1 protein-coding gene is annotated in these 1267 nt (G+C 61.1%); it reads right to left on the bottom strand.

The annotated features are described in order from the left end of the window. Window positions 1–31: 31 nt before the first annotated feature. Window positions 32–1200 (bottom strand): IS3 family transposase gene (locus PQI23_RS13915; protein WP_339975554.1). Its coding sequence is split into 2 segments (ribosomal slippage): window positions 32–913 and window positions 916–1200, totalling 1167 coding nucleotides; the frame shifts between segments, so codons are not numbered across the junction. Between the last annotated feature and the right edge of the window lie 67 nt (window positions 1201–1267).

Below are 1267 nucleotides of genomic sequence, written 5' to 3'. Positions count from 1 at the left end.
GGGTCTGCTGCACGTTTAGGTGACAGATTAGTCAGGCAGCGAGTGCGACCTGCTCGTTCATGATGGCCTCGTACTCGACCGGCGTCAAACGCCCCAGACGAGCCTGCCTGCGACGCCGATGATAGGTCCGCTCGATCCAGGTCACGATCGCGATCCGCAGTTCGTCACGGGTGGCCCAGTTGCGACGATTCAGGACGTTCTTCTGCAACAGACTGAAGAACGACTCCATCGCCGCGTTATCACCCGCAGCACCGACTCTGCCCATCGACCCGACCATGGCGTGCTGATCGAGAGCGCGGCGGAGTTTCCGGCTTCGAAATTGCGATCCACGATCTGTGTGCAACACACAACCAGCAACGTTCCCACGCCGCAGCACCGCATTATTCAATGCCCTGACCGCGAGCGATGACCGCATCCGCGAATCAATCGAGTACCCCACGATCCGGTTCGAGAACACGTCCTTCACCGCGCACAAGTAGAGCTTGCCTTCCCCGGTCCAATGTTCCGTGATGTCCGAGAGCCACACCTCGTTCGGAGCAGCCGCGATGAACTCGCGCTGCACGAGATCGTCATGCACCGGCGGACCGGGCCTACGCCCTTTCCCACTCGCTTTCTTCTTCCCGAACACCGACCACCAGCCGTGATCTCGGCACAGTTTCCACGCGGTGCGATCAGCCATGGGTTCCCCGAGGTGCCTCGCTTCGTCGGCAAGGAACCGGTACCCGAACTCGGGATCCTCAAGATGGGCATCATAGAGAGCGTTCGCGCGATACGCCTGCACGAGGTCTCGTGCAATGACTGGGGAGCGCAGCCACCGATAGTAGGGCTGACGTGAGAGCTTCAATACCCGGCACGACACCACCACGGGAACCCCGTCGATGGCGAGCTCTCTCACGAGCGGGTAGAGCCTTTTCCCGGGAGATGCGCCTGCGAGAGATACGCGGCCGCGCGGCGCAGCACCTCGACTTCTTGCTCGAGGAGTTTGTTCCGGCGGCGCAACTCTCGAAGTTCTTCGTTCTCCGCACGGGTGATACCGGGCTTCTCCCCGGTTTCGACGCGTTCTTGCCGGAGCCATTTCTCGAGGGTTCCGACGTGGATGCCGAAGTCTTTCGCAATCTGCATGAGCGTGACCCCGGGGCCACGGTCGGAAGCAACGCGAACGATGTCATCGCGGAACTCTTTCGGGAAACGAGGGGGCATAGTGATCATCCTTCCAGGCCAGCCGGAACCAGCCATATCGAATGTCACCTAAACGTGCAGCAGACCC

It is taken from the genome of Leucobacter sp. USCH14, assembly GCF_037619215.1.
Lineage (GTDB): Bacteria > Actinomycetota > Actinomycetes > Actinomycetales > Microbacteriaceae > Leucobacter.
This window is presented reverse-complemented; position numbering and strand designations above follow the sequence as displayed.